The following is a 24,109-nucleotide window of genomic DNA, read 5'->3' as shown; positions in this document are numbered from 1 at the left end:
GCGGGGTACGGGGCCGCTCAGTCCTCGCGGGCCATCGGCGGAAGCTTGCGGAGCTTCAGCTCGGTGTGCTTGCCGTAGGCGTAGTCGAGCATCCTGGCGGCGTCGGGGTAGCGGCCGGTGGCGTCGTCGAGGATGACGCCGACGACGGCGCGGCCACGGCGCTGCGCGGCGAAGACCAGGCAGGGCCCGGCAGCGGAGGTGGTGCCGGTCTTGATGCCGACGACGTCCTTGTAGGAGCCGAGCAGCTTGTTGGTGTTGTACCAGGTGTAGAGGCGGTTGACGTTGGTCGCCTTCTGTTGGGTGTTCAGGGACCCCGTGACCTGGCGGAAGATGCGGTTCCGCAGCGCGTGCCGGGAGAGCTTCGCCAGGTCGCGCGGGGTGGTGAGGTTGCCGCCCCGGGAGGAGATGCCGTCGAAGGAGTCATAGGTGGTGCGGGTCAGCCCGAGCTCGGCCGCCTTCTTGTTCATCATCGCGATGAACGAACGGGTGCGCGCGCCCTCGTCGTCGCCGCTGCCGAAGGAGTCGGCGAGCGCGTAGGCGGCGTCACAGCCGGAGGGCAGCATCAGCGCGTAGAGCAGCTGCCTGACCGTCAGCTTGTCGCCGGTGCGGAGGTCGGCCGTGCTCGCTCCGGTGCGTGTGACGTAGTCCCGGTAGGACTGCTTGACCGGGATCTGCCGGTCAAGGTCCACCCCGTGGCTGTCGAGCACCACGACCGCCGTCATGATCTTGGTGGTGCTGGCCATCTGCCGCCTGGTGTCGGCCTCCTTGGCCCACAGCTGCTTGTCGGCACCGCTGTCGAGCAGGTACGCGCCCTTGGCGGCGACCTTCGGCGGGCCGCTCGCGCCGGCGGCCTCCGCCATGGGCGCCGGGAGCGCGAGGACGACGGCCGTGGCCGAGGCGATCAACGCCGCTCCCCAGCGGCCGGCCGGTACTCCCCCACATCGCTGCATGCAGGCTCCAGTTACTCAGATAGTCGGTTCGGGCGAGCGCATCGTTGCACCGGTCTCCTCGCGTGGTGAAATCGGCCTCACGATCGGGTGATGGGGGCTTCGCGCGCTGACGGAGGGAGGGTGCGGGCATCTGATAAAGGGGCGCCGGCGCACGCCGTGACCGAGGCGTCAGCTCCCGCTGACGGGGTGCCCGACGGGCGGGCCGGACCCGAGCTTGCGCTTCGCGTGGCCGATGTGGGAGCGCACCAGCGACTCGTCGGTGCCGAGCAGGCTCGCGACCTGGCCCACGCTGTAGCCGATCACATGGCTGAGGACAAGGGCGTCGCACTGCCGCTCCGGCAGCCGGGTGATCGCCGCGTACAGCGCCATCCGGTTCTCCAGCAGCTCGAACCGCTGACGGCACTCGCGGGGCAGCCGGGTCACGCAGCCGAACGCGGCCGTCACCAGCGCCGAGTCACGGCCGCGCACCGCGAGCCAGGCGGCCAGGTGCCCCTTGAGCGACGACCAGGCGTACGCGTCGGCGGACGGCCGGCGCAGCACATGCGGCCACTGCCGGCCCAGCTGCCCGAGGACCGCCGTCACGATCTCCTCCGCCGCCGCACCGTCCCCGGTGTGCACATGGGCGTAGGCGCACCAGCGCCTCGCGTGCATCTCACGGAAGGCGGCGAAGGTGATCGCCAGTCGGCGGCTGCACGTGCGGAGCGGCGGGAGCCGGTCCGTCTCTCCAGTCACAGATCCCTCGATCCGTCGTGCGGTGCGTCCAATGAACCGGAAGGCGGAGCTGGTTGTGCGGCAACACGTCAAAAATTTTAACTCTCCGCAGTGGTGCGATTACTCACCTGCGTCCGCGCGGTGGCCCACCCCCCGCCGCTCAGATCGCGTAGCGCCAGATCGTGAGCATGTACGCGCCGTACCAGCAGCCGAAGAATGTCGCCGCCGCCAGGACGATCACCGCCGTACGCGGGCGCGCCCGGGCCAGCGCCTTGGCCGCGGGCACCAGGAAGAGCAGGCCCGGCACCAGCAGACGCAGCTTCGAGTGGGAGTAGTTGCTCTGACAGAGCGTGAGCACCAGGATGCCCGTACCGTGGACGAGCAGCGGCGGCCACGCGTCGCGCCGCCAGGCCACCACCGTCGCGCAGACCATCCCGAGCAGCAGCACGGCCGTACTCACCGGCACCCAGCCCTCGCCGCGGCCGAGCGAGTCGCCGAGGAAGTCGAGGAACGCCGTCCCGTTGTCCCAGTGCGTGCCCCAGCCGGCCTCCTGGATGGTGAACCACGCGGCCGGGTCACCGACGCGCGCGCCCACCCACCACAGATACAGGGGCGTGCCGGCGCACGCCAGCGCGAGGCCCGCCAACGGGCGCGCCCGCAGGCGGCGTTCGCGGAGCAGTTCCAGGGCGACGGCCACGGTCAGCGCCGCCACCACCGCTGCCGCTGCGGGCCGGGTCAGCCCGGCCAGCAGCGCGAGCGTGCCCACGGTGAGCCAGGCGCGGCGGTGCGCGGCCAGCAGCGTCCCGGCGGCCAGCGCCAGGAACAGCGACTCGCTGTAGGACATCAGGAAGGCGACGGCCATCGGCTGCGCCCCGGCCAGCAGGACGGTCCCGATGACGGCGGTCCGCCGCCCGTACAGCCGGGTGAGGAGGCACTGCGCGACGATCAGCGCGGCGATCAGCGCGAGATGGGCGGTGACGATGCCCGCCAACTCGTAGCTCAGGCCCGTGCAGGTGTGCACCACGCGGATCAGCAGCGGATACAGCGGGAAGAACGCGAGGTTGTTGCCGGTGAGGCTGCCGTCCGCGGCATAGGTGTAGCCGTCGGGATAGCCGTTGGCGGCTATGTCGACGTACAGCTTGCCGTCCCAGGAGAGGAGCCGGTCCCGCAGCCCGGGGCCGTCGGGGCCCGCCATCGCGGAGAGCAGCGCGAGATGCAGCGCGGTGGTGACGGCGTAGACCGCGAGCGGCGGCCACACCCACGGGAAGATACGTTTCGCCAGACGCGCGGACGGCGCCGCGGGCAACGCCGCGCCGCCGACGGGCTCCGCCGCGGGATCCCCTGCGCGGGAGCCGGGTATCGGGACCGGTTTCATGGTGTCGTCATGCCGTTTCTCGGTCGGGTGTCATGAGTCCGCCGCGTCGCGGGGAGCTCGTTGTCGGTGCGGATCGTGGTCGCCTGCGGCACGAGCGCCTTCCGGGCGCGCCCGCTGGCGCCGGACGGGCTGGATCGCGCACCCCCATCAGCCACATCCAGCCCGTCCGGCGATCGAGGACACCGCCGCGCGGCGGCGGTGCGGACGGGACGGCCCGCGGCCGAGCGCACAGGCCGGCCCCAGGACCACTCACCCCGCGGGGAAGTGCTCCACGCGTGCCGCTGTGATCAGGGCCGAGACGTCCCCCCAGTCCAGGCCCGCCCCGCGGGCCCGGCGCATCCAGTCCGACAGTTCGCCGAGGAGCGGGGAGTCGGCGAGGGGGCTGCGCTGGGCCGGGACGGCGCTGACGAAGGTGCCCACGCCGGGACGGGGTTCGACGAGGCCCAGGTGTTCGAGCTCCCGGTACGCCTTCAGCGTCGTGTTCGGGTTGAGCTTGGTGTCCCGCGCGACCCGCGCCGCGGTGGGCAGTTGGTCGCCCTCGGCGAGGATGCCCATCCGCAGCGCTTCCTGGACCTGCTGGACGATCTGGAGATAGGCGGCCATGCCGCTGTGCCGGTCGATCCTGAACTCGACCATGTGAGCCCGCCCCTCATTCCGTCCGGCTGCGCGTGGACCGGACGGCTTCGCGGATCACAGCGGCCGCCGGCGGATCCACCACACGGTGAGGCCCGCGATCGCGAGGGCCGCCGCCAGCAGGATCCCGGCCCACGTCCACTGCATGACGCTCATCTGGTCGTGGGCGAAGTATTCCAGGCGCTGGGCGACGATGCTCTTGTTCGCCCTGCACTCGGCCGGCGTGCGCTCGTTGAAGCAGGCTCCGAAGCCGTGGAGTCCGCCCTGGGCGTCGACGGTCCAGTTGTCGAAGCGGGCGCCGCCCGCGGGCACGGTGGGCTGGCCCTGCTCCACCGGGTTGGTGATCACCCGGGGAGTGAAGGGCAGCAGCCGGATCCGGTCCCACACGATGCTCATCGCGAAGCCGAAGCCGAACGTCAGCACCATCGCGGGCAGCACCCGGCGGACGACCACACCGAGCGCGACACCGACGGCGAGGTAGAGCAGCGCCCAGGCCACCGGCATGGGGCCGGTCTTGTCGAAGTCGCCGTTCTCGATCCAGTCCCCGGAGGTGACGTCGTGCACCACGCTCCACCAGGAGGTGAACGCGGCCGAGAGCCCGGCCGAGCACACCAGCGTGACGAGCACCGCCATCCCGGCCTTGGTGCCCAGCCAGCGGCGGCGGGTCATCGACTGGGTCGTCACCAGCTTCAGGGTGCCGCGCTCCAGGTCACCGGCGATCAGCGGGGCGCCGAGGAAGGCTCCCGCGATCACGGGCAGCATCGCCATCACCCCGGAGCCGTTCTCGAAAGCCGACGCGTAGGCCGTGCCCGGGAAGGCCATCTTGAACTCGCCGTCCGCGACACCCGCCGGACCCCCGGCCAGGTAGTCCACGACCGCGGCACGCTCCCACAGCATGTAGACGCAGGCCGATGCCGCGAGGACCAGGCAGGCCACCAGCGCCGTGCGGTGCTGGCGCCAGGCCAGCCACGCCATGCCGCGCAGCAGGCGCGGCGGCTGCTTGCCGGCCTCCGACTCCTTCGGTGTCCGTACGGCGCCGCTCATGCCGTCCCCTCTTCCCCGCGCGCGGCGCGGTCCTCGTTCTCGATTCCGGCGTCCGCGGTCACCAGGGCGGGCGTGCCGGGCGACCGGAGGTAGCCCAGCAGCACCTCCTCCAGGCTGGGCGCGCTGACCTTCCACTCGCCCTCGACCGGGCCCCGCGCCTGGATCAGCGCGGTGAACTGGCGCCCTGTGGTGCGCGACTCGACGACGGTGTGCCGCGCGATCTCCTGCGGCACGCCCTCCACGAGGTGCGCTCCGGTGACCAGCCGGTGGGCCCCCACCAGCTCGTCGACCTCGCCCGCCAGCCGTACGCGGCCGTCGGCGACGGCCAGCAGGTGGTCGCACATGGTGGCCACGTCGGACAGCTGGTGGGAGGACATCACGACGGTCGTGCCCTGCTCGGCGGCCTCGGCCATCAGCAGGCCCGCGATCTCGTGCTGGGAGAGCGGGTCGAGCGCGGCCAGCGGCTCGTCGAGCAGCAGCAGCCCGGGCCGCTTGCCGAAGGCCAGGGCGAGCGCCACCCGGGCGCGGTGGCCGCCGGAGAGCGTGCCGACGCGCGCGCCGAGCGGGATCCTGCCGGAGCCCACGATGCGCTCGGCGACGGCCCGGTCCCAGCGGGGGTTGAGCTCCGCGCCCAGGCGCAGCGTGTCCTCCACGGTGAACTGCGGGAAGAGCGGCTTGTCCTGGGCCAGGAAGGCGCAGCTCGCGAGCGTCCCGGGGTCCGTCACGGGCCGGCCGAGGATCCGCAGGCTGCCGGTCGTCGGCCGGACGAGCCGCGCCGCGATGCCCAGCAGGGTGCTCTTGCCCGCGCCGTTGGAGCCCACGAGCCCGCAGACCGATCCGGCGGGCAGCCGGAAGGAGCAGTCGCGCAGTGCCCAGTTCTTCCGGTAGCGCTTGCCCAGTCCCCGCGCCTCCACCGCCCAACGGCTCGCGCCGTCGGCTGATCTCATCCCACCCACCGCCCACGTTGCTAATTAACTAGTCAGCTAGTGGAATGAGCATTATGGATCACGGGATCACCTGTCAACACGAAGGAAAGAAACGGGCAAAAAGGGCGCGAGCTCGCCACATCGCAGCGAACTCGCGCCCCACTTAATGCTGTTTGCCCTACTTTGCAGGGTTGTCCGTGCTCGGCCGTGCGCACAGGGCGTCGTCGACGAGCTCGCGGGCGGCGGGGTTGAGCCGCGCCGGGTCGGGGCGGTCGCCCGCGCTGGTGATCGACACGGCGACGGACCGCTTCCCGTCCGGGGTCACGCCGGTGCGGGTGTACGAGCCGAATCCGTCGCCCTCGTGAGTCCAGTAGCCGCTGCCGCAGGACAGCGGGACCCAGCGCAGCCCCAGCCCGTACTCGCCCTGCGGCCACTCCGCCCGGTCGTCGGGGTCATCGGTGCGGGCCACGGTCCGCCGCATCTCGGCCAGTTGGGCCTCGGGCAGGAGCTTGCCGGTGACGAGGGCGCGGAAGAAGGTGTTGAGGTCGCCCGCGGTGCTGATGACCGCCGAGTCCGCGGTGTGCTGGAGGCTGTTCTCGGTGACGTCCAGCCGGGTGCCGCCGGGGAGATCGAAGTACACCCGGGCGTGCGGTCCGGGCATGAAGGGATTGGCGCCCGCGACGCCGGTCCCCCGCAGGCCGAGCGGGGCGATGACGCGGTGCTCGACCTGCTCGCGCCAGCCCATGCCGCCCGCCTTCTCGGCGATCAGGCCGGCGAGGAGGTAGTTGGTGTTGGAGTACGCCCAGCGGGGGTGCTCGCGGTCGGGCGCGAACAGCGGCCGGTGACGCATCGCCACGGCGACCCACTGCTCGGCCGGCGTCGCGTCGTAGCGGTGCTTCTCGAAGTCCTGGGCGAGCGCGCCGGAGAGCTCCGGGTTGTCCACGTAGTCGAAGAGGCCGCTGGTCTGCCGGAGCAGGTCGCGGACAGTGATCCTCGACCCGTCGTTGCCGTTCCCCGACACCACGCCGGGCAGCCATTTCTCGACCGTGTCGTCCAGGGACAGCTTCCCCTCGGCGGCCAGCTGGAGCACCACGGTGGCGGTGAACGTCTTCGTCGTGCTCGCCGTGCGGAACCGCGCGTCCCACGGCACCTGCTCCCCCGTCGCCGACCTGGCGCGGAGGGTGCCGTCGCCGGTGGCGACCTCGGCGAGGACGCTCACCTTCCCGCTCGCGGCCCGCACCGCGCGCACGTCCGCCTCCAGGGCGCGCGTGCCGTAGTGCCCGGCGGCCGGGCCGGAGGCGCCCGCCTGCGGCGCGATCGCGATCCCCGCCGCGACGGCCGCGGCCACGCCCACCGCGGCCCCCGCCCGTCCGGCCCTCGACCAGCGGCCCTTCCGCCCGTACGCGCGCATCGTCCTCGTCCCCCTGGGTCTCCCGCCGGTGGAGGGCCGTTCCCTCCCCGCGCTCCACAGCCAATCAGGGGCGGCGGGGGCGGGCCAGGGACGTGAGCCCCCGGCCGGGGTAGGGAAAACCCCCCTTTCCCGCGAGGGGGGGTGACGCGGAAGAGCCAGGCGGCCCGGCGCGGTGAGGTCACCGCGCGCACGGGCCGCCCGGCCTGGTGCACGTCGTGCCGACGGCCGTCAGGCCGCGGCCGCGCCAGGGGAGCGCGTGAGCCCGGAGGGTTCGGGGGCTTTCGTGCCTCCGGGCTCCACCGTTACGTACACCGTCAGGCCGCTTCCTTCGGCCTCGCTCGGGGGATGAACAGGCACACCACCGCCGCGGCCGCGGCCGACACGAGGATGAACTCCCAGCCGTGGTCGAAGGAGGTGACGGGGTCGCCGCCGTGCGGGGCGGCGAGGAAGGCGACGAGCAGGGCGACGCCCAGCACCGAGCCGACCTGACGGGCCATCGTCACCACGGCCGAGCCGGTGGAGAAGCTCTGCGGCGGCAGCGCGGTGACCGCGGCGCCGACCAGCGTGGGCACGACCAGGCCGACCCCGATGCCGGTGAGCAGCATGCCGGGGAGCAGTCCGGCGGCGTAGTCGTGGCCGGTGTCGAGGCGGTAGATCCACCACGCGATGCCGGCCGCGAAGAGGACGCAGCCGATCGCGGAGACCGCGGCCGAGCCGAGCCGCCGGATCACCGGGCCGATGCCCATCGCGAAGCCGGGGACCATCAGCGGGCCGGGGGCGATGGCGAGGCCGGTCCGCAGCGGGGACCAGTGCCACACCTGCTGGCACCAGAGCACGGCCGAGAGCAGCATCGCGCCGAAGGCCACCGCGAAGAGGAGGTTGGCGAAGGTGGAGGGCCCGACGGCGGGCACCCGCAGCAGGCGCAGCGGCAGGATCGGCGAGGGGTGGCGGGAGGAGCCGAAGAGGAAGAGCGCCAGCAGGACGACGCCCGCCACCAGGGAGCCGATCGTGCGGCCGGAGGTCCAGCCCCAGTCCTCGCTCTTGACCAGGCCGAGGGCGAGGACGGCGATGCCGAGGGTGAGGAGGGCCGCGCCCACGAGGTCGAGCCGCGCGGTGGTGGGGCGGGCGGGCGTACGGGGCAGCACCCGCACGCCGACAGCCAGCGCGAAGACGCCGATGGGCAGGTTGACCAGGAAGACCCAGCGCCAGTCGAGCTGGGTGAGCAGGCCGCCCGCGACGGGGCCCAGCGCCGCGGCCACACCGCTGATGGCCGTCCAGCCGCGGACCGCGGCGACCCGCTTCTCGGGCGGGGCCGCCGCGAGCAGGATGCCGAGGGAGGAGGGGATCAGCATGGCCGCGCCGACGGCCTGCACGACCCGGGCCGCGACGAGGACCCAGACCCCGGGCGCCACCGCGCAGGCGGCGGAGGCGACGGTGAAGACGGTGATGCCGAGGAGGTACGCCTGGCGGGGGCTGGTGCGGTCCGCGAGGCTGCCCGCCGGGACGAGCAGCGCGGCGAAGACGACCGCGTAGGCGTTGAGGATCCAGGACAGCGACGCCAGCGAGGAGCCGGAGAACTGATCGCCGATGTCGGGCAGGGCGACGTTCACGATGAACATGTCGAGGTTGGACATCGCAACCCCGGCTACAACGACGGCGAACACTGGACCGAAGCGGGGCTTCGTCGCACTGCCCGCCTCAGCGGCGGCAGTCTGAGTCATCGCTCTCCTCGTTCGTGAGTTGGCATTTCCAACTCACTGGAGCATACAGCGTCACCCAGCACTGACGGAATGTGAGGTGTGCCGCTCACCCGCACTTCACGGGGAGTTGACCGAAGCCGCGCTGAACGAGCTGGTCACGGAAGGTGGGTTCACCTGCGGGAGTCAGGCCGGGGAAGCGGCGCAGCACGGCGGGCAGCGCGAGCTCCGCCTGCATCCGGGCCAGGCCCGCGCCGAGGCAGTAGTGCGCTCCCCCGCTGAGGGTGAGCGCGTGGTTGCCCTGCCGGCCGGGGTCGAAGACGCCGGGGTCCGCGTACTGGCGCGGATCGCGGTTGCCCGCGGCGATCAGCAGCGTCACCTTCGTGCCGGCGGCCACCGGCACCCCGAAGAAGTCGAAGTCCCGGGCGGCCATGCGGTTCAGGGCCTGCGCCGCGGGGTCGAAGCGCAGGGTCTCCTCGACGAAGCCGGGGGCGAGGGAGGGGTCCTCGCGCAGCCTGGCGGCGTGCTCGGGGTGCTCGAGGGCGAGGCGCAGCGCGTTGCCGATGAGGTCCATGGGCGCTTCGGTGCCGGCGACCAGCAACAACATGAAGTTGGCGACCAGTTCCTCCTCGCTGAGCTCGCCGGTCCCGTCCCGCAGCAGGACCATCTCGCTCACCAGGTCGGTGCCGGGCCGGGCGCGGCGCCGGGCGGCCAGGTCGGTGAAGTAGCCGGCGAGCTGATCCATCGCGGCGTCGCCGGGGGCGAGCTGGGCGAGGTCCTGGATGGGCTCCAGGGCGGTGGTGATCGCGCCGATGGGGCCGCGGAAGCCCGGCTGCTCCGCCGCGGGTATGCCGAGCAGTTCGCCCATCACGGCCATGGGCACCCGGAACGCGAACTCCGCCATGAAGTCGAACGGTGCTCCGCCCGCGCCGAGGTCCGCGAGCCGCTCCACGAGTCCGCCGATCAGGCTCTCCAGGGCGGGCCGCAGATCGGCGATGCGGCGGGGGGTGAAGGCGGTGCCGAAGAAGCGGCGGTAGCGGTCGTGGTCGGGGTTGTTGCTGAAGAGCATGTTCTTGGTGAGCCAGCGCCAGGAGGAGTGGTCGCGCCAGCCGGGCAGCAGCGCGTCCTGCACGGCGGCGTCCGTGGAGAGCAGGGCGGGCTCGCGGAGGGCTCTGGCGCATTCGGCGTGCCCGGTGACGACGAGCTGCCCCGGCCCCAGCGGCAGGATCGGGCCACAGGCGCGCAGGGCCTCGTAGAGCGGATAGGGATCGCGCTTCCCCTGGGGGGAGAGGAGCGTCATCATGGCGGTGCGCGGGTCCGTGGCGGTGGTCATGGGGTCTCCTTCGTCGCGCGGGACGGGGGTTCTGCGCGCCGGGCGGCTCGGTCGTGCCGCGGGTCCGGCGGCCTGTGGCCGGGGTGCTACAGCGGGGCCATCACGAAGTCGTCCTTCGTCGTGCCGCAGTCGGGGCACTTCCAGTCCGCCGGGATGTCCTCCCAGCGGGTCCCGGGGGCGATGCCCTCCTCGGGCAGGCCGAGGGCTTCGTAGTAGACCCAGCCGCAGACCAGGCACATCCACGCCCTGCCGCCGGATTCCGTTCGCTCGCTCACGGGATGGTCTCTCCAGTCCTCGTGCCGTGCTCCGCGACGAACGCGGAGACGGCGCTCTTCACTTCGGGTGACATCAGGATGCCCATGTGGCCGCGGCCGGGGGCGCGTTCGAGCCGTACGCCGGGCAGGCCGGCGGCGATCGCCTCGGCCTCGCGGAAGGGGACGACCGGGTCGTCGGGGTCGTGCAGGGCGAGGACCGGGCAGTCCAGCGCACGGCCGAGGCCGACGACGTCCCAGTGCCCGACGGGCACGCCGTTGCGACGGTGCAGTTCGGTACGGATCCGGTCGACGATCGCGGGCGAGAGCCGGAGTTCGTCCGCGGCCCAGCGCTCCAGCACCGCCGTGAGCGTGCAGGTCGGTGCGACGAGGGCGAGGCAGTCGACGCCCTGCCGTGGCCGCGCGGCGACGGCACCGACGGCGGCGATCGAGCCCAGGGAGTGCGCGATCACCACGCGCGCGCCGCCGAGGGAGTCCAGGACGGCGCCCACGGCGGTGGTGAACTGCGTCATCGTCGCCCGGGTGCCCTCGTGCACGCCGTGCGCGGGGGCGTCGAACGCGGCCACGCGGTAGCCGAGTTGCCGCAGCGGCGCGATCAGGGAGTACATGCTGCTGCTGTCGGAACCCCAGCCGTGCACGAGCAGCGCGGTCGGCCCGCTGTCGTCGCCCCACAGATAGCCCCCGCGCACCTCGGGGTTCCCCGTCACGGCGAACCTCCGGGCGCCCAGCGGCAGGACGTTGGCGGGCCGGGCGCCCAGCGGGCGGGTCCGGCTGAAGACATCGGTCGCCCAGCGCCCGCCGGTGCCCGGCAGCACGGCGCCGACCGCCGCGTGGGCGATCCTCCTCAGCGCGAGCGGTGTCATGACGGCGCCTTCACCGCGGGCGGGGCGTCCGCCGGCGCGATCCGGGTGCGCGAGAAGTCGGCGTAGAAGCCCGACTCGGTGTCGTAGAAGTGCAGCCGCCGGATGATGCGCGCCAGCTGCCCGACCCGCACCTTCTCCTCGCGGACCATGCCGGGGTACGCCTCCTTCAGCGCCGCCTGGGCCTTGCGGAGGTTGTAGTACGGGACGACGGGGGCCACGTGGTGCGCCGTGTGGATGGAGATGTTGTGGGTGAGGAAGAGCAGCCACCTCGGGTACACGTAGTCCGTCGTCACCAGCAGCCTGCTGGCGTTGCGCGTCCAGTGCTCGCTGGTCAGGTAGGGCACGTCGGCGGCGCTGTGGTGCATCAGCGTCGTCGCGCTGAACCACGCGTGGGTGGCCAGCCAGGGCGCCACGAAGTAGAGGAAGAATCCCTCCACGCCCGTGAAATAGACGAGCGGGGTGAAGTACAGGACACACACGGCCAGGACGAAGACGATCGACCGGCGGACGTCGCGGCGTGCCTCCCGCTTGGGGAAGAAGGAGGGCCGGAAGCCCGACTCCCGCCAGTAGTTGATGGTGCCGCCCCAGAACGCCCAGGTCCGCGTCCCGTGGTAGATCACCTTCTCGTGGAGCGGCATCCGGTCGTACAGCGCCGCCGGGACCGGCCGCCAGTCCGTGTCCAGCTCCAGGTTGTTGGTGTGGCTGTGGTGCAGGTTGTGCACGTGGCGCCAGGCGTGGAAGGGGTAGACCAAGGGCAGCAGGGACACATGGCCGACGGCGAAGTTGAACCTGCGCGACCGGGAGAATGAGCCGTGTCCGCAGTCGTGGGCGATGCAGTGCAGCCCCCAGCCGCCGAGACCCGCCACCACCCACAGCGGGATGTACAGCAGCCAGTGCGGCGCGTAGGCGACACCCACGATCGCCCCGGCGTACAGCGCCCAGCTGACGGCGAAGCCGAGCAGGCCGCGGGCGACGCGGGGTTCGAAGTAGTCCCTCGGGATCGCCGACGCGAGCCGCTCGCCCTCCAGCCGCTCCGACTTGCGCAGGAAGTCCTTGAAGGGTTCGCCGGGGTCCGAAGGGAAGTTGTACGCGGCCATGGTCCCGCTTCCCCTCAGCCGGTCCGGTCGGACAGCCTGAGCTCCCGGGCCAGATAGCCGCTCAGGTCGTCGATGGTCTGGTGCTCGTAGAGCAGCCCCGGGGACAGCCGCCGCTCGACGACCTTCTCCAGCGCGCCCGACACCTGGACGGCGACCCGGGAGTCGAGCCCGTACGCCTCGAACGACTTGCCGGTGTCGATCTCGGCGGGCGGCACCTCGACCCGCTTGGCCAGGTGGTCGATCAGCCACTGCCGGAGGGACTCCTCCGTCAGCGGTCCGGCTATCGTCGCTTCCTTCTTGCGTCCGAACATCTGGTGCTCACGCTCCCGTGGGTGTCGTGGTGGATGAGGTCACTGGGGAAAAGGGCGGGCGGGGTCACGCGGCGGTCTTCACGGCCCGCTTGCGCGCGATGGTGGCCGCGTCGGGCTCCCTGAGGTCCCAGACGACGCCCGCCTTGCCCAGGCCGAAGAGCAGCCAGCCGCTGAGGTCCGGCTCCCACCAGGTCACCCCGTGGCGGTACGAGCCCGGGAACGCGTGGTGGTTGTTCTGGAGCCCCTCGCCGAAGGTGAACGCGGCGACGGGCCAGTTGTTGGCACTGCGGTCGGCGTTGCTGAACGGCCGGCTGCCGATGGCGTGGCAGACCGAACCGACGCACCAGGCCGCCTGGTTGGCGACGAAGATCCGCGCCAGTCCGCCGAACACCAGGCCCGTCACGGCGGCCATCGGCGTCCGCTCGACGGCGAGGCCGGCCACGGCCGGGATCAGCACACCGACGACCACCCAGGTGGGGTAGGTGCGGTGGTACCACATCAGCCGGCGGTCGCGCAGGACGTCCGGGGCGAAGACCGTCCACTTGGAGGTCTCGTCGCTCAGCATCCACGGCATGTGCGCGTACCACAGGCCGCGCAGCCTGGCCCGCAGGCTGCGGCCGTGCAGATTGGGCGAGTGCGGGTCGCCCTCGCGGTCGCTGAACCGGTGATGCCTGCGGTGGGTGGTGACCCAGAACATCAACGGGCCCTGGGCGCCCATCGATCCGGTGATCATCATGACGCCCTGGAAGAAGGGCGACGTCTTGAACGCCTTGTGCGAGAGATAGCGGTGGAATCCGATGGTGATCCCGCCCATGTGCACGAAATACATCACACCGAACAGGACCAGGTCCGTGGTCGTGAAGTTTCCCGTCCACAGGAAATACGCCGCCGCCGCGGTGCCGAGCAGCGGCAGGGTCATCGTGGTCAGTGCGGAGAACCGTTTGATGCGGCGGCTGGCGGGATCCAGCTTGACGATGGCCGCCGCGAGAGGGTCGACGGTGGTGGTGGACACGTGGTGCTCCTTTCTTCGACTGCCGGATTGCTTCGACTGCCGGGCCGCTGTCCGCAGGTCCGCGCGGCGGTACGGCCGGTGCCGCGCACCGGCGGCGGCGCGCCGCCTACTCCGGTCGCGCGCGCTTGGGGTAGCGGACGTCGGACACCAGACCCAGCAGATCCAGCAGCCGGATGAAGCCCCCCGCGATGTCGATCTGCCAGAACGCGTGCCGGTTGTGCGCCAGACCGGGCTGCGCGTGGTGGTTGTTGTGCCAGGAGCCACCCACCGAGAACGGCGCGAGCGAGGCGACGTTGCGGCTGTTGTCCCGCGTGCGGTGCGGCCTGCTCCCCAGGGTGTGGCCGATCGAGTTGACGCTCCACGTCACGTGGTCGAGGAGGAAGATCCGGGCGAGCCCGCCCCAGAGCAGCCCGCCCACGGCGCCCCGGCCGCTGCCCCCGGTGAGCGCCCAGCCCAGCAGGGCGGGCAGCGCCAGACCGAGCAGGACCCAGCCGAAGTAGTACCGGTCGATCCTCATGACCAGCCGGTTGCGCAGCAGGTCGGGGACGCGCTTGCTCCAGTTCTGCCGGCGGACGGTGAACAGCCAGCCGACGTGGCCGTGCCAGAGCCCGCGCACCCGGGGGAAGCGCCGCCCGTCCCGGACCGGCCGGGGCGAGTGCGGGTCGCCGTCGCGGTCGGTGTACGCGTGGTGCTGGCGGTGCGTGGCCACCCAGAAGACGATCGGACCCTGGGCCGCCATGGATCCGGCGATGCCCCAGAAGGCGGTGACACCGGGCCTGGCCGCGAAGGACAGGTGCGAGAAGAAGCGGTGGAAGCCGCCCTCCACACCCAGGGAGGTCAGCAGATACATCCCGACGAGCAGGCCGAGGTCGACGGCGGTGAATCCGTAGGCCACGGCGAACACCACCGCGCCCAGGAATCCGAGGGTGGGCACACCCACGGTGACATAGGCGAGCCGGCGGGCGGAGGCGTCGGTGTCGGGGCCGGCCGCCGCGAGGGCGCCGGGCGGGGGCGCGACGGAGGTGTCGGGCACAGAGGGCATGGGGACTCCCGTCACCGTACGGACAGCGGCGGCTCGTCCGCGGCCGGGGTCAGCTTCTTCAGCGTTCCTTGGACGTATGCCTTACGGGTGGCGTCCCGGCGGACCTTGCCGCTGGTCGTCATCGGGATCGCGCCGACGGGAGCGAAGTGCACGTCGGCCGGTGCCACGCCGTGTCCGGCTGTCACCGCGGCGACCACCGCGTCCCGCACCTCGCCGCGCTCCCCGGCCAACTGCCGTGCCGTGCCCCGGAATTCCGTGACCACCACGAGCTCCTCGCCGCTCTCCCCCGGCACGGAGAACACGGCCGCGCCGCGCAGCTTCTCGTGGGAGCCGCGCACGGAATGCTCGATGTCCTGCGGATAGAGGTTGCGGCCCGCGATGACGACGAGGTCCTTGAGGCGCCCGGTGATGCAGAGCTCCCCCTCGTGCAGGAATCCCAGGTCGCCGGTGCGCAGATAGGTGTGTCCGGCTTCCGGATCCGCGAGGCGCGCGGCGAAGGTCTCGGCGGTGAGCTCCGGTTTGCCCAGATAGCCCGTGGCGACGTTCGGGCCGCGCACCCAGACCTCGCCGACCCGGCCGGCCTCCGCCGGGCGCCGCTCGCCGGGGTCGACGATGATCACCTCATGGCCCTCGGCGACCTCACCGCAGCTGACGATCCGGGCGGCCCGGCCGTCCTCCGCGGCCTCGGCCTCCTCGGCGGGAAGCTGCCGGACGCGGCCGTTCTCCAGTTCGGCCCTGTCCAGCCATACGGTCTTCACGGCGCTGCCGGTGCGCTTGCCCGACACATAGAGGGTGGCCTCGGCGAGTCCGTAGCACGGGATCAGCGACGTCTCGTCGTAGCCGCGCGGTCCGAAGCGGTCGCGGAAGGCGTCCAGGGTGGCGCGGGAGACGGGTTCGGATCCGCAGAAGACCTGGCGCAGGCTGCCGAGGTCGAGCGTCGCCAGTTCCTCGTCGGTGATGCTCGACGTACAGATGTCGAACGCGAAGTTCGGGCCGACCGAAATGGTCACCTTGTGGTCGGTGACGGCCTTGAGCCAGCGGTAGGGCCGCTGCACGAAGTACGCCGGGGGCATCAGCACCAGGGGCCAGCCGCCGTGCACCGCGAGCATGATCGTGCCCATCAGGCCCATGTCGTGGTAGGGCGGCAGCCAGGTGCAGCCGACGCGGTCGGGCTCGTAGCCCATGTTCGCCTCTAGCGCCCGGCAGTTGCTGACGAGGTTCTCGTGCGTGAGCACGATCCCCTTGGGGTCGCCGGTCGAGCCGGAGGTGTACTGGAGCAGTGCCGGTCCGTCGGCCGGCACCGGCGCGTGCGCGCCACCGTCCGGGGTCCGGGAGCCCGCGGCCCGCCGGAGGTAGTCGTCGTCGACGAACATCCAGTGCGGGCGGGCCACGGAGGCGGGCAGTTCGGCCTCGAACTGCGCGACCCGGTCCGCCAGCCGGGTGTCCGCGACGATCACGTCCGGGGCGCAGTCCTCGACGATGGAGACGAAGCGCGCCAGGGCCCGCTTCCCGGTCGGCGGGAAGGAGGGCACGGCGGTGGCGCCGGCCCGGAAGATCCCGAAGAGGGCGGCGATGTAGTGCAGGCCCGGGTCGAGGGCGAGGACGACGCGGCGGCCGGTGAGTTCACGCCGCAGCAGGTCGGCGGCGACGGTGGCGGCGTGCTGGGCGAGGTCGTGGTACGTCCATTCCACGGCCGCGTCGTCCGTGCCGTCGGGCAGGAAGCGGAAGGCGAGCTGCCGGGGCAGGCTCGCGCGGTGTCCGAGCAACTCGGGCAAGGTCGCGGGCCGCGGCGGACCCGCCCACCCCGATATGTGATCCACAGCGCCCCCGTGCTTCTTCTTTTTCGATGCTTCTTCTGTTTCGACCGCGTGGGTCTCGTGACCGGGCCCGTCATCGCGCCGATGACCCTGGATTCCCGTGCTCCCGCCGCCGTGCGCGGTGGAGCTGTCAGTCGGCGCGGATGATGCGGAGCTGCTGTGCCGAACCCAGGTGGGCGCCGTCCGGACCCCAGGCGTCGATCTCCTCGTCCACCCAGCCGCCGGCGGTGGCGGCGCGGGTCCGGGCACGCAGGAGGATCCAGGGCGAGCCCGTGCGGTCGAGGTTCTCGCCGGGGCGCACCGTGAGTTCGAGGGTCGGCACCAGGGCCAGGGTCGACAGTACGGCGGCATAGGACGGCGCCAGCGCGTCCATCAGCAGAATGAACCGCAGGGCGTCCGGCGGCCGCTCGTCGCCCACGAGCCTTATCCATGCGGTCAATTCGGGTTCCGTGCCGCCCGCGTACGGCCGGTTGGGGCCGACCGGGCGGATCTCCAGATAGGCGGAGATGGGCACGAACTCCGGTGGGATCGCGAAGATTTCGCATTCGTGGGCGGGCGGCGCCTCCGGCATCTCGGGGGCGAATTCCCGCCATTCCGCGGGCTTGAGCGAGCCGAAGACCGCCGAGGCGTCGACGTGCGTTCCCTTTGCCGTCACGGCCCTGGCGCCGACCGCGGTGAGGCTGCGCCCGGCCCTGGTCAGCGAGGTCTCCACCCGGAACTCGGCACCGATCGGCCGGTGAAAGCGCGCGGTGACGCTGCGCAGAGGCAGGCCGGGCGCTTCACCCCGCATCGCGGCCGCCATGAGCGCGACGGTGAGCCCGCCGTGGAATCCGCCGAAGCCGTTCAGGTGCGTTCCGGCGTCGACAGGCCCGGCCGTGGTCCGGCCGAGCAGATCCAGAGGTGACAGCGATGGTGCGGAGTTCGTCATGAGCCCGCCCTTTCCCCGGTCGGTGCGGGCACGAGGCACTGCGCGCGACGGCGGAACTCGATCGTCGACAACAGGCCAGTCATGGCGATGAGTTGGATCACACGAGTGACCGTAGAAGGGGCCTATGTCGGCAAGCAAGCAATAATTTTTGTGACCCGCGTCACTGACAGGCGAATCATGGAATCCGCGTGACGTTCAACACTCGACGGTCTTCCCCTGGCGGGTTGCGGAATCCAACTCACCCGGAGATAGTCTCCACGGCGAGTGAGCTCGATCCGGTCCGGGGGCCGTATGAGCGGCACGGTGACCGTCGCCGCGGTGCGCCCGACGCCCCACGGAAGCCGCGTGCTCCGATATCGCCCCAGGCGGGGCCTGTTTCCCCGCCTTTTTCCGGAGCGGGAACCGAACTGTGGCCACGGACCCTGGCAACGGTCGGCGCCCCCGGGCCGTGACGGTTCTTCCGCCGGTATTCCAGTGACCGCGTTCCCTGGCGGGAGCACCGCGGCGGACCCGTGGTGAGGGCCGGACGCGGGCCGGCACCAGGACGGACCGAAGGTGGGTATTGCCATGCTGATACAGCGAGCTGCCGCACAGGACGTAGGAATTCTGGGGATCGGCGCCTATCGGCCGCACCGCGTCGTGGGCAATGACGAGGTCGCGGAGCGCACCGGCCGTACGCCCGAATGGATCGAACGGCGTACGGGCATCGTGGAGCGTCGGTACGCCGCCGCGGACGAGACCGTGGCGGACATGGCGGTGGAGGCGGCGCGGAAGGCGGCGGCCGACGCGGGGGTCGCGCCCGGCGGGCTGGACGCGGTGGTCCTGGCGTCCATGTCGGGCCCGCGGCAGACCCCCGGGAGCGCGGCGGAGATCGCCGACCGGCTGGGCACCCGGGCCGCCGCGTTCGACCTCAACGCCGCCTGCTCGGGTTTCTGTTACGCGCTGGCCCTGGCCGCCTCACTGGTGCGCGACGGCTCGGCCCGCCATGTGGCGGTGATCGGCTCCGACAAGATGACGGACATCGTCGCGCCCGAAGACCCCTCCACGGCCCTTCTGTTCGCCGACGGCGCCGGGGCGATGGTGGTCGGACCACGGGAAGGGGGCGGGATAGGCCCGGTCGTCTGGGGCTCGGACGGAAGTCGCCGCGAACTCATCGCGCACTCGGCCGACTGGCTCCGATACCGCGACGATCCGGGAATCGCCTGGCCCACCATGCGCATGGCGGGGCCCGAGGTATTCCGCTGGGCCATCGAGGAAATGCCCGATGTGGCCCGGCGGGCATGGGACGCGGCGGGTGTGCGCCCGGACGAACTCGACGCCTTCGTCCCGCACCAGGCGAATCTGCGGATGATCGAGACCGTGGTGCAGCGGCTGGGACTTCCCGCGCGTGTCGCCGTGGCCCGCGACGTGGTGCACGCCGGCAATACCTCGGCCGCCTCCATTCCCCTCGCCGTGGCCCGGCTGCGCGAATCGGGGGCCGTGGGCACGGGAGATCTCGCGCTGTTCCTCGGATTCGGGGCCGGCCTCACCTGGGGAGCCCAGGTCGTGCGACTTCCGTGAAGGGTCCGCTTTGAAGGCGGCCCGCGCGGAAGGCGGTCCACACGGGAAGCCGTCCGCTCGAATGCGGTCCACGCGGGAAGCTGTCCGCGCGGAGAGTGAGGCGCCGAATGAGCGCGGGCGCTGGGCGGTTCCGCGGGCGCCCCTTCCCCCGCAGCCCGTTTGCCCCCTTCCGTCCCGCCGATGAACGCGTTCCGGCCAACGGGCCCGCGGTGTCGGCTTAATGTCGTGATGAGGCCACCGCGCAGCGGCCCGCCTCGCCGACGGAACACACCGCACCAAAGGCAAGGACACCATGACGTCAGCCCCTTCGCGCGTGCCGGGCCGGCCCGCCGCCTCCTCCGGACAGCCCGCCGAGCCGGAACGGCCGCCCTTCACGCACCTGGGCCCGGAGGTACTGGCCGCCGCGCTGGACGGGCTTCCCGCGGACTCCGTCGCGCGCTTCGCCGCCTCCTGGGACGACCTGCCGGCCGACGCCCACCTCGGTACCGACAAGCCCTACCGCTTCCGCCGGTACGGCACCTTCCGTATAGCCGGCGACCGGCTGACGCCGCTGCCGCACGCCGCGTTCTTCCAGGACCGGTCGGTGAACCGGGTGCACGGCGGCGTCGACCGGCTCTTCGCCCCGCTGAAGGAATCGGTGGCCTCGGGCGAGGTGCTGCGCACGGTCGTCCACGCCCTCCATGAGCGGCTGCCCGGCCCCCGGACCGGCATCGACACCTGTGGTGTCCACCAGATCCGCGTCACCGCCACCGTCCGGGCCGAGGGCCACCCCGCGCCCGAGGGCGTGCACCGGGACGGTCACGCGTATGTCGCGCAGGTGCTGATCCGCCGCCAGGACGTGCGGGGCGCGGAGTCCTGCCTCTACGACCTCCAGGAGCGGCCCTTGCACCGGGCACAGCTCACCACGCCCCTGGAGACGATCGTGCTCGACGACCGCCGGGTGCTGCACGGGGTCTCCCCCGTACGGCCCGCGCGGGGCACGGACTCCGGCGTCCGCGACATGCTGCTCGTCGACTTCTTCCCAGGGACTCCAGGGACTCAGGGGACTCAGGTGGATTCCTTCACTCCTATTACAGGAACGTGAAGCCCTCCTTACTCTCCCAGGCAAACACTCATTCCGCCCATACGATCCACAGCACTTGTTGGTCTTGTACTTCCTGGAATGAGCCTGTCGATGAAACTCACCCTGTCCCGCCGTCACTTCTCGGCGGCGTCCGCGGCCGCCGCCCTCTCGCTCCTGCTGTCGGCCTGTGACCTGTCCGACGCGGCCGACGGCGGCAACCGGGTGCGGATCGGGGTGAGCGGCGCCGACTCCGAGTGGGACGTCGTGGCCGAGGAGGCCAAGAAGGAGGGCATCGACGTCAAGATCGTCACCTTCGACGACTACCAACTGCCCAACCGGGCGCTCGCCGATGGCGACATCGAGCTCAACGCCTTCCAGCACCTGGCGTTCCTGAGCCAGTTCAACGCGCGGAACGGCACCGACATCGTGCCCGTCACCTCCACCTCCGTGGCGCCGATGGGCCTCTACTCCCTCAAGCACAAGAAGGTGGACGAGCTCCCCGACGGGGCCCGCGTCGCCATTCCCAACGACCCGTCGAACCAGGGCCGGGCGCTGCTCGTGCTGGAGCAGGCGAAGCTGATCGAGGTCAAGGACAAGGCCGGGATCTACGCCACTCCCGAGGACATCGAGGCCAACCCCAGGCATCTGAAGATCACTCCGGTCGACGCGCAGCAGACCCCGCGCACCCTCAAGGACACCGACGCCTCGATCATCAACGACGGCGTCGCGGTGCTCGCCGGCCACAAGCCGTCGGAGGCGATCTTCCGCGACGACCCGAAGAGCGCCACGGCCCGCCCGTACGTCAACGTCATCGCCGCCCGGGCGAAGGACAAGGACAGCGAGGCCGTGCGGAAGATCGTCAAGATCTACCGGTCCCCTAAGGTGCAGGAGGCCGTCGCGAAGTCGGCGAACGGCGCGAAGTACGTACTCGACATCCCGGCGGCCGAGCTCCAGCGGGAACTCGACCGGCTCCAGAAGCAGGGCCGGGGCTGACACGGTGATCGAACTCCGAGGTGTCAGCAAGGTCTACCCCGCCCGCGACGGCAAGCGCGGGTCGCAATTCCGGGCCGTCGACGAGGTGTCCCTGACCATCCGTGAGGGCAGCGTCTTCGGCATCGTCGGCCACAGCGGCGCGGGCAAGAGCACCCTGCTGCGCCTGGTCAACTATCTGGAGGTGCCCACTTCCGGCACCGTGCTGGTCGACGGCCAGGATCTCGGCGCGCTCGGCGAGCGGCGCCGGCGGGCCGTCCGGCAGTCCATCGGGATGGTCTTCCAGCAGTTCAACCTGTTCCGCTCGCGCACGGTCCTCGGCAATGTCGCCTATCCGCTGAGGCTGTCGGGGCTGCCGCGCGCCGAGGTCCGCGCCCGCGCCGAGGAGGCCCTGCGGTTCGTGGGGCTCGCGGAGCACGCGCGCCGCTATCCCGAGCAGCTCTCCGGCGGCCAGCGGCAGCGGGTCGGCATCGCCCGCGCCCTCGCCACCTCCCCGAAGGTGCTGCTCTGCGACGAGGCGACGTCCGCGCTCGACCCGCAGACCACGGGCGAGGTCCTGGCCCTGCTCCAGCGGGTCAACAGCGAACTGGGGATCACCATCGTGCTGATCACCCATGAGATGGACGTGGTGCGCGGCATCTGCGACGAGGTGGCGGTGATGGAGGACGGCAAGGTCGTGGAGAGCGGTAGCGTCTACGACGTCTTCTCCCGGCCGAAGCACCCGACCACCGTCTCCTTCGTCCGGTCGGCGCTGCACGACGTCCCGGACGGGGCGGCCCTGGAGCGGCTGCGCGCCCGGCACGGCGGCCGGCTCGTCACCCTGCCGGTCTCCGGCGACGGTGCGGGCACGCACGAGTGGTCGCGGCTGCTGCGCAGACACGAACTGGACTTCTCCATCGCCCACGCCGGGGTCGGCGAGGTGCAGAACCGCCCGCTGGGCAGCGTGACGCTCGAACTGCGCGGTCCTGACGACGCGGTCGACGCCTTCCTCACCGAACTGGCCGCGGCCGGAAAGGCGGCCGCCGCGTGAACGTCGACTGGAGCAGGTTCTGGGTCAAGGTCGTCGACGCCACCGGCGAGACGGTCTACATGGTGCTGGTCACCCTGGTCCTGTCCGCGCTGCTCGGCCTGGCCGTCGGCCTCGTCCTGTACGCCACCCGCAAGGGCGGCATCCTGCAGAACCGGCCGGTCTTCGCGGTGCTCAACGCGCTGATCAACGTGATCCGCCCGGTGCCCTTCATCATCGCCATCGTGGCGCTGTCACCGGTGACCCGCGGTGTGGTGGGCACGATGATCGGCACCGAGGCGGCGATCTTCCCGATGGTGCTCGTGGCCACCTTCGGAGTGGCCCGGATCGTGGAGAGCAATCTGCTGTCCGTGGAGCCCGGGGTGATCGAGGCCGCGCGGTCGATGGGCGCGAGCCCCTGGCGGATCATCCTCACCGTACTGATCCCGGAGGCCCTCGGTCCGCTGATCCTCGGCTTCACCTTCATGCTGGTCGCGCTGATCGACTTCTCGGCGGTGGCCGGGACCGTGGGCGGCGGCGGGGTGGGCAACCTCGCCATGACGTACGGCTATCTGCGCTTCGACACCTCGGTGATGGTGGTGACGGTGGCGGTGCTGATCGTGCTGGTGCAGATCGCCCAGTTGCTGGGCAATCTGCTGGCCCGCAAGGTGCTCCGCCGCTGACGGACGTCCCCGGGCCGGTGGATCTCCACAGGTCCGGGGACGTAGGCCCGGGCGGGACGGTGCGCCGTTCAGTCGACGGTCTGGGCTATCACGTCCTCGATCCGGGGAGAACGGATGACGTGCAGGACACCGACGTCGCTGTAGCGGGCGCTGATGTTGCTCCAGTGATAATTCCCGCGCATGCAGGCCCGGTTGGCGTCCAGGAAGCGGTGGGTGCTCTCGCGCTCCTCCCCGGAGAAACCGAAGGCGTCGCACAGCCGGTCGACCTCGTCGACCAGCTGCCGGAAGCGAAGGGTCCGCCTGCGCACCATCTGCTGGAGCCGGGCGATGGCCTCATCTTGTGAGCAGGAGTGCTCCCGGCTCAGCAGCAGGACCGCGTTGTTCGGGTCGCCGTTCGCCTGGTCCTTCTCCAGCGAGTGGAGGTCGTTGGTGAGGGTGACGACCTCGGCGGTGATGTCGCGGACCTCCAGCATGCACATGCTCTGGTGGATCTCCGGCGGTGCCTCGAAGTGCCCGCAGCGCTCGGAGATGTCGAGGACGACCTGGCTGCCGATCCCGTCGCGGCGCAGCTTCATGTACGAGTCCATGCCGAGCGCGGTGCCGCTCTTGCGGTTGACGGCCTCCGAGACGTAGGTCAGGAAGTACTCCTCCCAGTGCCGGACGGTGCGTGCCCGCCAGGCGGCCGACATCCCCTGCTGGGCCCGGGCCCACAGGCTCGACCACAGGCGGGCCAGGGGGAACGTCGGCGCGACCACGGGCTTGCCGAAGCCGGAGCCCTGCCGCGCGAGGGCCGCCATCTCGTGGCAGATCTCGTACGTGGCGGCGGGGTTGTGGCCCAGGGCGCCGTCGAAGAGGTCGTCGAAAAAGAAGAAGAAGCTCTGCACCGCGAGGCCGAAGGTCAGTTCCCGCTCGGAGGCGTCGGGCAGGAAGCCCGCCGCGAGCAGGGCGATGTTCCACGACCGGTAGCGCTCGATGTTCTGCTGGCTGCTGAGCAGTCCCGCCGATATCAGCCATCGCTCATTGCGATCGGCCACGGCGTCCACCCGTGGATTCGTCTTGGTGGGGAACGGTATGTCCAGGGCGATGTCCTGTGGCATCTGGGGCCGGCCTCCTTCGGGCCATTCCGAGCCGAACTCGACGTTGCGGTACGGGGTGCTCGGACCGGGCGAAGCCCGTCCTGGTCTGCGGTTGGTTCTCCTCGGCGGAGCGGAAGCCGACTCTCCGGCGTGTCGGCGCGGAGAAGACAGGGAACGCCCGCACGCGTTCCCTCGCGGCGCCGTGACCGCGCCGTGTCCCCCTGGACGATCGCTGCCAGGCTGGATCACTGCCCTCTCCCTCGTCCCCCGTGGCGGGCCGTGCGTCCAGGCCCCGTCTCCCCTCCTTTC

The 24,109-nt window shown here is 71.6% G+C and carries 23 protein-coding genes; 5 read left to right on the top strand and 18 right to left on the bottom strand.

Translation table 11 applies throughout. The features are described 5' to 3' along the window. Positions 1–17: 17 nt before the first annotated feature. The 17 genes from ACH427_RS09355 to ACH427_RS09275 all read right to left on the bottom strand — a co-directional run bounded on the left by ACH427_RS09355 (position 18) and on the right by ACH427_RS09275 (position 17,422). A complete protein-coding gene (locus tag ACH427_RS09355) occupies positions 18–950 on the bottom strand; it encodes a D-alanyl-D-alanine carboxypeptidase family protein (protein ID WP_398868825.1) in 933 nt (310 codons plus the stop codon). A gap of 168 nt (positions 951–1,118) precedes the next feature. Continuing rightward, positions 1,119–1,682 (bottom strand): RNA polymerase sigma factor, encoded by a 564-nt coding sequence (locus ACH427_RS09350; RefSeq protein WP_398868824.1) that lies wholly within the window; start codon positions 1,680–1,682, stop codon positions 1,119–1,121. A gap of 139 nt (positions 1,683–1,821) precedes the next feature. Continuing rightward, a complete protein-coding gene (locus ACH427_RS09345) occupies positions 1,822–2,919 on the bottom strand; it encodes a hypothetical protein (protein WP_398868823.1) in 1,098 nt (365 codons plus the stop codon). Positions 2,920–3,285: 366 nt separating this feature from the next. Then, positions 3,286–3,672 (bottom strand): GntR family transcriptional regulator, encoded by a 387-nt coding sequence (locus ACH427_RS09340; protein WP_398868821.1) that lies wholly within the window; start codon positions 3,670–3,672, stop codon positions 3,286–3,288. Positions 3,673–3,726: 54 nt separating this feature from the next. Beyond that, complete coding sequence (locus ACH427_RS09335; RefSeq protein ID WP_398868820.1) at positions 3,727–4,713, bottom strand: ABC transporter permease subunit; 987 nt, start codon at positions 4,711–4,713, stop codon at positions 3,727–3,729. Beyond that, positions 4,710–5,660: an ABC transporter ATP-binding protein gene (locus ACH427_RS09330; protein WP_398868819.1), complete on the bottom strand. Its 951-nt coding sequence runs from the start codon at positions 5,658–5,660 to the stop codon at positions 4,710–4,712. The genes ACH427_RS09335 and ACH427_RS09330 overlap by 4 nt, the downstream gene beginning before the upstream one ends. A 157-nt stretch (positions 5,661–5,817) precedes the next feature. Next, positions 5,818–7,050, bottom strand: coding sequence for a serine hydrolase domain-containing protein (locus ACH427_RS09325; RefSeq protein WP_398868818.1), 1,233 nt, complete (start codon positions 7,048–7,050; stop codon positions 5,818–5,820). Positions 7,051–7,364: 314 nt separating this feature from the next. Further along, positions 7,365–8,771 carry an MFS transporter gene (locus tag ACH427_RS09320; protein WP_398868817.1) on the bottom strand — a complete coding sequence of 469 codons (1,407 nt, stop codon included), beginning with the start codon at positions 8,769–8,771 and terminating at the stop codon, positions 7,365–7,367. Between the two features lie 85 nt (positions 8,772–8,856). Further along, complete coding sequence (locus ACH427_RS09315) at positions 8,857–10,080, bottom strand: cytochrome P450 (RefSeq protein ID WP_398868816.1); 1,224 nt, start codon at positions 10,078–10,080, stop codon at positions 8,857–8,859. Between the two features lie 86 nt (positions 10,081–10,166). Next, positions 10,167–10,319, bottom strand: a complete 153-nt coding sequence (locus ACH427_RS09310; RefSeq protein WP_366004735.1) for a rubredoxin — start codon at positions 10,317–10,319, stop codon at positions 10,167–10,169. A 32-nt stretch (positions 10,320–10,351) separates the two neighbouring features. Beyond that, entirely contained in the window at positions 10,352–11,215 is an 864-nt protein-coding gene (locus ACH427_RS09305) for an alpha/beta fold hydrolase (protein ID WP_398868815.1), read from the bottom strand. After that, complete coding sequence (locus ACH427_RS09300) at positions 11,212–12,312, bottom strand: fatty acid desaturase (protein WP_398868814.1); 1,101 nt, start codon at positions 12,310–12,312, stop codon at positions 11,212–11,214. The genes ACH427_RS09305 and ACH427_RS09300 overlap by 4 nt, the downstream gene beginning before the upstream one ends. A gap of 14 nt (positions 12,313–12,326) precedes the next feature. Then, on the bottom strand, positions 12,327–12,623 hold the full coding sequence (locus ACH427_RS09295) for an acyl carrier protein (RefSeq protein ID WP_398868813.1): 297 nt from the start codon (positions 12,621–12,623) through the stop codon (positions 12,327–12,329). A 64-nt stretch (positions 12,624–12,687) separates the two neighbouring features. Beyond that, positions 12,688–13,635, bottom strand: a complete 948-nt coding sequence (locus tag ACH427_RS09290) for an acyl-CoA desaturase (RefSeq protein ID WP_398868812.1) — start codon at positions 13,633–13,635, stop codon at positions 12,688–12,690. Between the two features lie 106 nt (positions 13,636–13,741). Beyond that, positions 13,742–14,677: an acyl-CoA desaturase gene (locus ACH427_RS09285; protein ID WP_398868811.1), complete on the bottom strand. Its 936-nt coding sequence runs from the start codon at positions 14,675–14,677 to the stop codon at positions 13,742–13,744. A gap of 11 nt (positions 14,678–14,688) precedes the next feature. Then, complete coding sequence (locus ACH427_RS09280) at positions 14,689–16,443, bottom strand: fatty acyl-AMP ligase (RefSeq protein WP_398868810.1); 1,755 nt, start codon at positions 16,441–16,443, stop codon at positions 14,689–14,691. A gap of 181 nt (positions 16,444–16,624) precedes the next feature. Beyond that, the gene (locus tag ACH427_RS09275; RefSeq protein WP_398868809.1) at positions 16,625–17,422 is read right to left on the bottom strand and encodes a thioesterase family protein; all 798 of its coding nucleotides are present in this window, start codon (positions 17,420–17,422) and stop codon (positions 16,625–16,627) included. Positions 17,423–17,989: 567 nt separating this feature from the next. Here ACH427_RS09275 and ACH427_RS09270 point away from each other — a divergent pair. The 5 genes from ACH427_RS09270 to ACH427_RS09250 all read left to right on the top strand — a co-directional run bounded on the left by ACH427_RS09270 (position 17,990) and on the right by ACH427_RS09250 (position 22,724). Continuing rightward, positions 17,990–18,982 (top strand): beta-ketoacyl-ACP synthase III, encoded by a 993-nt coding sequence (locus ACH427_RS09270; RefSeq protein ID WP_398868808.1) that lies wholly within the window; start codon positions 17,990–17,992, stop codon positions 18,980–18,982. A gap of 292 nt (positions 18,983–19,274) precedes the next feature. After that, positions 19,275–20,066: a 2OG-Fe dioxygenase family protein gene (locus tag ACH427_RS09265; protein WP_398868807.1), complete on the top strand. Its 792-nt coding sequence runs from the start codon at positions 19,275–19,277 to the stop codon at positions 20,064–20,066. Between the two features lie 90 nt (positions 20,067–20,156). Beyond that, positions 20,157–21,038, top strand: a complete 882-nt coding sequence (locus tag ACH427_RS09260; RefSeq protein WP_398868806.1) for a MetQ/NlpA family ABC transporter substrate-binding protein — start codon at positions 20,157–20,159, stop codon at positions 21,036–21,038. A 4-nt stretch (positions 21,039–21,042) separates the two neighbouring features. Next, positions 21,043–22,065 (top strand): methionine ABC transporter ATP-binding protein, encoded by a 1,023-nt coding sequence (locus ACH427_RS09255; protein ID WP_398868805.1) that lies wholly within the window; start codon positions 21,043–21,045, stop codon positions 22,063–22,065. Continuing rightward, complete coding sequence (locus ACH427_RS09250) at positions 22,062–22,724, top strand: methionine ABC transporter permease (RefSeq protein ID WP_398868804.1); 663 nt, start codon at positions 22,062–22,064, stop codon at positions 22,722–22,724. Before ACH427_RS09255 ends, ACH427_RS09250 begins: the two co-directional genes overlap by 4 nt. Before the next feature lie 68 nt (positions 22,725–22,792). Here the strand turns inward: ACH427_RS09250 and ACH427_RS09245 are convergent, their stop codons facing one another. Beyond that, positions 22,793–23,821, bottom strand: a complete 1,029-nt coding sequence (locus tag ACH427_RS09245; protein ID WP_398868803.1) for a hypothetical protein — start codon at positions 23,819–23,821, stop codon at positions 22,793–22,795. Between the last annotated feature and the right edge of the window lie 288 nt (positions 23,822–24,109).

The organism is Streptomyces sp. NPDC020379, assembly GCF_044387105.1.
Taxonomy (GTDB): domain Bacteria; phylum Actinomycetota; class Actinomycetes; order Streptomycetales; family Streptomycetaceae; genus Streptomyces.
Note: the sequence above shows the minus strand (reverse complement) of the source record. Positions and strands in the feature narration are given on the sequence as shown.